The 5,153-nt window shown below is 68.2% G+C and carries 5 protein-coding genes and 1 pseudogene; 1 reads left to right on the top strand and 5 read right to left on the bottom strand.

The genetic code is table 11. The features are described from left to right. Together ACFE99_RS22550 and guaB are read right to left on the bottom strand one after the other, a co-directional pair. A partial coding sequence (locus tag ACFE99_RS22550) for a GuaB3 family IMP dehydrogenase-related protein (RefSeq protein WP_375488748.1) occupies positions 1-879 on the bottom strand: 879 nt, incomplete at its 3' end. Between the two features lie 20 nt (positions 880-899). After that, the gene (guaB, locus tag ACFE99_RS22555; protein WP_375488741.1) at positions 900-2,495 is read right to left on the bottom strand and encodes an IMP dehydrogenase; all 1,596 of its coding nucleotides are present in this window, start codon (positions 2,493-2,495) and stop codon (positions 900-902) included. 149 nt (positions 2,496-2,644) lie between these two features. On the opposite strand from guaB, the gene ACFE99_RS22560 reads away from it, so the two are divergent. Further along, on the top strand, positions 2,645-3,058 hold the full coding sequence (locus ACFE99_RS22560; protein WP_324968077.1) for a DUF5319 domain-containing protein: 414 nt from the start codon (positions 2,645-2,647) through the stop codon (positions 3,056-3,058). A 45-nt stretch (positions 3,059-3,103) separates the two neighbouring features. On the opposite strand, the gene ACFE99_RS22565 is transcribed toward ACFE99_RS22560, so the two are convergent. From ACFE99_RS22565 to ACFE99_RS22575, 3 genes and pseudogenes are all read right to left on the bottom strand, one after another. Next, positions 3,104-4,159, bottom strand: coding sequence for an anti-sigma-D factor RsdA (locus ACFE99_RS22565; protein ID WP_375488744.1), 1,056 nt, complete (start codon positions 4,157-4,159; stop codon positions 3,104-3,106). Continuing rightward, positions 4,152-4,730 carry a sigma-70 family RNA polymerase sigma factor gene (locus ACFE99_RS22570; protein WP_375488746.1) on the bottom strand — a complete coding sequence of 193 codons (579 nt, stop codon included), beginning with the start codon at positions 4,728-4,730 and terminating at the stop codon, positions 4,152-4,154. Before ACFE99_RS22570 ends, ACFE99_RS22565 begins: the two co-directional genes overlap by 8 nt. Positions 4,731-4,818: 88 nt before the next feature. Beyond that, positions 4,819-5,153: pseudogene (locus ACFE99_RS22575) on the bottom strand (hypothetical protein); the annotation flags it as partial.

Here is a 5,153-nt window from a genome sequence, read left to right on the forward strand (position 1 = left end):
GGCCAGCGGTGTGCCCAGCACCACCGCGTCGGCGCCGCAGGCGATGGCCTTAGCCAGATCGCCGGAGGTATGGATGTCGCCGTCAGCCAGCACGTGCACGTAGCGGCCGCCGGTTTCGTCGAGGTATTCGCGGCGGGCGGCGGCGGCATCTGCGATCGCGGTGGCCATCGGCACGCTGATGCCCAAGACCTCGTCGCTGGTGGTCACTCCCTCGGTGGAGCCGTAGCCGACGATGACCCCGGCAGCTCCGGTGCGCATCAGATGCAGGGCGGTGCGGTGGTCGAGCACACCGCCGGCCACCACCGGCACGTCGAGCTCGGCGATGAAGGTCTTCAGGTTGAGCGGCTCACCATCGCTGGCCACTCGTTCGGCGGAGACGATCGTGCCCTGGATGACGAGCAGGTCGACCCCGGCCGCCACCAACGACGGGGTCAGTGCCTGTGCGTTCTGCGGGCTGACCCGCACCGCGGTGATCACTCCGGCCTCGCGGATGCGGGCCACCGCCGCGCCCAGCAAATCGGGGTCCAGCGGCGCGGCGTGCAGCTGCTGCAGCAGTCGGATAGCCGCCGACGGCTCGGGCTCTTTGGCAGCTGCCTCTACTACCTGGGCGATCTTGGCGTGATAGTCGGCGTGCCGACCGATCAGCCCTTCGCCGTTGAGCACCCCCAGCGCGCCCAGCCGGCCCAGCTCGATGGCGAACTCCGGGGACACCAGCGCGTCGGTGGGGTGGGAGACGACGGGAATATCGAACCGGTAGGCGTCGAGCTGCCAGGCCGTCGAGACGTCTTTCGACGAGCGGGTGCGCCGGGACGGCACGATGTTGACGTCGTCGAGTTCATAGGTGCGACGGGCCGTGCGGCCCATGCCGATCTCGACCATGTCACGCATGTGCGACCAATTCACCGCACGTAGTAGTTCGGCGCTTCGACGGTCATGGTGATGTCGTGCGGGTGGCTCTCTTTGAGACCCGCCGCGGTGATGCGGACGAACTGCGCCTGCTGCAGCTGCTCGATCGTGGTGGCGCCGGTGTAGCCCATGGCAGCGCGCAGCCCGCCGGTGAGCTGATGGATTACCGTCGACAGCGGCCCGCGGAACGGCACTCGGCCTTCGATGCCTTCGGGCACCAGCTTGTCCTCCGAGAGCGCGTCGTCGGCGAAGTAACGGTCTTTGGAGTACGACTTGCCCTCCCCTCCGGAAAGGCCTCTGCCCCGCATCGCGCCCAGCGACCCCATGCCGCGGTAACTCTTGTACTGCTTGCCGTTGACGAAGATCAGCTCGCCGGGAGCTTCCGCGGTGCCCGCCAGCAGCGAACCCAGCATGGCCGTCGACGCGCCCGCGGCCAGCGCCTTGGCGATGTCGCCGGAGTACTGCAACCCCCCATCGGCGATGACCGGCACACCGACCGGGCCGCACACCGCGACGGCCTCCAGAATCGCCGTGATTTGCGGCGCCCCGACACCCGCGACGACCCGAGTGGTGCAAATCGATCCCGGCCCCACACCGACTTTGACCGCGTCGGCGCCGGCTTCGACCAGCGCGGCGGCCGCGGACCGGGTGGCGACGTTGCCGCCGACTACCTCGACCCGGTCGCCGATTTCGGCCTTGAGCTTGCCCACCATCTCAAGCACCAGCCGGTTGTGCGCGTGCGCGGTGTCGACGACCAGTACGTCGACGCCCGCGTCGACCAGCGTCATCGCGCGTGCCCAAGCGTCGTCGCCGACCCCGACGGCGGCTCCGACCAGCAGCCGGCCGTCGCTGTCTTTGGTGGCGTCGGGGTGTTGTTCGGTCTTGACGAAGTCCTTGACAGTGATCAGCCCGGTCAGCCGGCCGCGGCCGTCGACGATCGGCAGCTTCTCGATCTTGTGCCGGCGCAGCAGGCCTAGTGCCGCGTCGGCGGTCACACCCTCCTGGGCGGTGATCAGCGGAGCTTTGGTCATCACCTCGGAGACCGGCTTGGACTGGTCGACCTCGAAGCGCATGTCGCGGTTGGTGATGATCCCGACCAGCGCGCCGGTGTCGTCGACCACCGGCAGCCCGGAGATCCGGAAGCGGGCGCACAGCGCGTCGACTTCGGCCAACGTGTTGTCCGGGCGGCAGGTGACCGGATCGGTGACCATGCCGGCCTCGGAACGCTTGACGGTCTCGACCTGGCCGGCCTGTTCGGCGACGGGCAGGTTGCGGTGCAGCACGCCCATGCCGCCGGCGCGGGCCATCGCGATGGCCATCCGTGCTTCAGTGACCGTATCCATCGCCGAGCTGACCAACGGCACCTTGAGCCGGATCTTCTTGGTGAGCTGGCTAGAGGTATCCGCATTTGCGGGCACCACATCGGAGGCAGCCGGCAACAGCAGCACGTCGTCGAAGGTCAGCCCCAGCATCGCGACTTTGTGGGGGTTGTCACCGCCGGTGGGCACCGAATCTTCCGCCAGGCCACCGACGCGGGCGTAGGGACTGGCGATCAGGTCGGCGCTGCCTTCGTACACGCCATGAGACATCGGTGGGGCCCTCCTTTGCGGAGCGAGAAGCCCATCCTATCGGCTCGACCCGCCGCGGTGACGACGCGCGCCGCACCGCAGTGCGGCAGCTTGCTGCGGCGCGGCGGTTCCGCTGGCGCGATGGTAGCCACGCTGCGTAATGTGGAGGCGTGCGCGACTACCTACCACCGGGTTTGCCGCCCGACCCGTTTGCCGACGACCCCTGCGACCCCTCGGCAGCGCTGGATGCCGTCGAGCCGGGTGAGCCGCTCGATCCGCAGGAGCGGATGGCGGTGGAAGCCGACCTGGCCGACCTCGCGGTATACGAGGCGTTGTTGGCGCACAAGGGAATCCGCGGGCTCGTGGTCTGCTGCGACGAATGCCAGCAGGACCACTACCACGACTGGGACATGTTGCGTGCCAACCTGCTGCAGTTGCTGGTCGACGGCACTGTCCGCCCGCACGAGCCGGCCTACGACCCGGAACCGGACGCCTACGTCACCTGGGACTACTGCCGCGGCTACGCCGACGCCTCGCTCAACGAGGCGACCTCCGACACCGAGGGTTATCACGGGCGCCGCTGAGCGCTCGACGACATCTACTGCGCTCTAAGCGTATCCGGGTGGCTGCTATCCGCCGGCGGCTGGAACCGGCTGCGGAGTAGTTGAGAGCACCGGGCTGCTAGCGACAGCCGACGTGGTCTGCAGCGCCGTCTCGCCGGCTTTGGGCACGCTGGTGCTGGCGGATGGGGCGGCCGACGGTGTCGTGGGTGTGACGCTGACCACTTGCGAAGGTGGTTGCGCCGGCGCGGAATTGGTCGAGGTGGTTCCCGCCGCGGTCTGCTGCAGTGGTGACGACGGTGTGGATGGCGGCGACGTTACGACGGCCGAGGTGCTCGGCGTGGACGGCGCGGCGGGGCCGGTCGTGCTCGCGGTTGTGGTCGCGTCGGTCGGGCTGGTGCTGGTGCCCGAGGTGGCTTGCGGCGGCGACGATTCGATGGCGGACGACGCGCCCGACACAGAGGCCGAGGCGGACGGTGAAACGGCCCCCGTGGTCGGTGACGAGCCGGGTGTCAGGGTCGCGTTGGGATCGCGGGTTGCCACTTTGGCGTTCAGCTGGTTGACCTGATCGATCAGGCCCTGCTTGCGGTTGGAGTCGTTGACGGACTGCACGGTACTGCTGACGGCGGCCAGCTTGTCTTGCGCTTGGTCCCATTGGCCTTGCGCGATCATCTGCTGCACCTTGGCGAGTTCGGTCTTCGCGGCCAATTCGACCGCATCGTCGTGGGCCGACGACGGCTCACCGAACAGCATGGTGTGAACCCCGTACAGCGCGTCGCCAGGATGAGCGGTCCCGACCATGGCGCCAAACCCGCCGAGCGCCAACACCGCCGCGGCCACGGACCCCACCATCGCCAATGCCCGGCGAGTGCGCTGACGAGCAGCCAAGCCGATCTGCAGCGCTGCGGCGGCCTCCTGCTCGGAGACCAGCGCGCTTGCCGGTGGCCATCGCAGATCGTCGCGCCACTCTTCGAGCAGAGCGGCCAGCACCTCATCATCGGGATCGGCGACGTCGACCGATTCTCGGGTGGCCAGCGCGTCGAGGAACCGGTCGGTGCGTGCAATCGCCTGCAGCGACGGCTGATCCGCCGGAGACCGGCCGAAATCCGACGTGAAATCAGACATAGTCACGCCCCGCTGCGACGATTTCCGACTTCAGCCGGGTCAGCGCCCGATGTTGAGCCACCCGAACCGCTCCCGGGGTACTGCCGACGGCGCTGGCGGTTTCCTCGGCGCTCAAACCCACCACGACGCGCATGATGATGATCTCCCGCTGTTTTTCGGGCAGAACGTCGAGCAAGGCGTTCATCCGCGCGACCGATTCCGCCTCGAGAGCTATCTGCTCTGGGCCCGCCTCGGCTGAGTGGGCTTCGGGAAACTCTTCGGCGGGGTAGGACAGGTCGCGGCCGGCGGCGCGATGCGCGTCTGCAACCTTGTGGGCGGCGATGCCGTACACGAAGGCCAGAAACGGACGTCCCTGGTCCCGGTAACGGGGCAGCGCCGTGATGGCGGCCAAACACACCTCCTGAGCCACGTCATCTGCTGAAAGACCGCCCCGCTCCGCGGTACCGATCCGTGCGCGGCAGTATCGAACCACGATCGGCCGGATGGTCTCCAACACCTCGCGAAGCGCGTTCCGATCGCCTGCCACAGCCTCAGCAACGACGGCGTCGAGACGCTCTCCGTCAATTGTCATCGGCCGCGGTCTCTCCAACGTTACGAACCGGACACATCCCGGCCTTGTTGTACAGATTGACGATAACGGCCGATCGGCACTTCAACCGTTAAGGCGCGCACCAGCTTCCGCCGGCGTGGCGCACCCTTTCGGCGCAGCTGTCTCGCAGCTCTTGCAGCTGTTGCGTTGTGTACGTTGCGCTTTCGATGTCGATCAGCAGGCAGGCCAGCGCCCAGCGCAGCGGCACCAAACCCAATCGGGCGGTCGCGTCCAGCGTGTCGTCACCGATTGTGCGGGCCCGGTCGATGTCGCCGGCGCTGCACAGGGCCGCAGCTAACACCGTGTCGCTTTTGGCGCGGTGCCGCGCCCACACGCAGCCGTCACCACCAGCGCCTGCCAACGCGACGGCCGCCTCGGCGTGCCGTACCGCGGTTGCACCGTCCC

Origin of the sequence: uncultured Mycobacterium sp., assembly GCF_964249325.1 — a bacterium.
Lineage (GTDB): Bacteria > Actinomycetota > Actinomycetes > Mycobacteriales > Mycobacteriaceae > Mycobacterium.

Coding starts and splice junctions, on each gene's coding strand:
- guaB (WP_375488741.1), bottom strand. CDS start 2,495: ATGTCTCATGGCGTGTACGAAGGCAGCGCCGACCTGATCGCCAGTCCC.
- ACFE99_RS22565 (WP_375488744.1), bottom strand. CDS start 4,159: ATGTCTGATTTCACGTCGGATTTCGGCCGGTCTCCGGCGGATCAGCCG.
- ACFE99_RS22570 (WP_375488746.1), bottom strand. CDS start 4,730: ATGACAATTGACGGAGAGCGTCTCGACGCCGTCGTTGCTGAGGCTGTG.